Source organism: Acidovorax sp. HMWF018 (genome assembly GCF_003061035.1).
In the GTDB taxonomy this organism is placed as follows: Bacteria; Pseudomonadota; Gammaproteobacteria; order Burkholderiales; family Burkholderiaceae_C; genus Acidovorax; species Acidovorax delafieldii.
On sequence record NZ_QAIM01000226.1, the window covers coordinates 18,560 to 19,647 of the forward strand.

Below are 1,088 nucleotides of genomic sequence, written 5' to 3' on the forward strand. Positions count from 1 at the left end.
GCGGTGCTGGTCCAGCATGCGGGAGACCACTGCCGGCTCGAATAGTTGCGCGATCACCTCACTGCCGTTCAACGTCTGACACAACCAGCCGTGTAGCTCACCTTTGAACCAGTCGCCGATCGGCACGGTGAACATCTGCTTCTTGCGGTAGGCCAGGTCCTCGCCGATCAGCGGGACGGCCGCGCGCTTGAACCAGTGTTTCTTCTCGCCCTGGGCCGACAGCTTGGTCGCACCACGCGAGCGGAAGGCGAACTCCATCATGCGCCAGTCGAGGAAGGGCGTGCGCGCTTCGATGCCCACGGCCATGCCCATGCGGTCGGGCTTGACGAGGTTGTTGCCGCTCAGCAGCAGTTGCATGTCCAGATACAGCGCCTGGTTGATGCGGTCGAAATGCCGTGCCTCGGCGAACCAGGGTTGGGCCGCGGCGGTGAAGCTGTCGATGCCGGCAAGCTGCGCGCGCACTTCGGGCTGGTATAGCGCGGCCTTGGCCTCAGGGCTGAAGAGCGAGATGCTTTCGACATAGCTGCGTTCGAACACAGCCTGCGGCAAAGTCATCGCATCGGGTCGGGCGAAGAACTGGGCGTATTTGTCGTAGCCGGCAAACAGTTCGTCGCCGCCGTCGCCGGTCAACACCACCTTGACTTGTTTTGCCGCCAACTCGCTCACGCGCAGCATGGGCATAAAGGAGGCATCACCGTGGGGCTGGTCGAGGTGGTGCAGCACTTTCGGCCAACGCGCCAGCATGTTCAGTTCGGCGACTTCCGTCGTATGGTCACAACCAAAACGCTGGGCGGCCTGCAGAGCAAAGGCCGACTCGTCGTAGTGCGGGTCTTCAAAGCCGATGCAGAAGGTCTTGACCGGCTGATCGACATGGCGCGCCATCATGCCGACGATGGTGCTCGAATCAACCCCGCCCGAGAGGAAGGCGCCAAACGGCACGTCGGCGCGCAGCCGGATGCGGATGGCATCATCAAGCAGGGCCATGAACTCTTCGGCCCAATTGCCAAATACAAAATCTTGCTCGCGCTGGTCTGCCAGGCTCCACCAGCGCTGCGTCTGCACATGGCGGCCCCGCGTGTATTTGTGCC

Annotated in this window: 1 protein-coding gene; it reads right to left on the reverse strand. The window is 62.6% G+C overall.

Annotation, left to right across the window (positions count from 1 at the left end):
- A partial coding sequence (locus DBR23_RS08055) for an asparagine synthetase B (RefSeq protein ID WP_233250331.1) occupies positions 1-984 on the reverse strand: 984 nt, incomplete at its 3' end.
- Between the last annotated feature and the right edge of the window lie 104 nt (positions 985-1,088).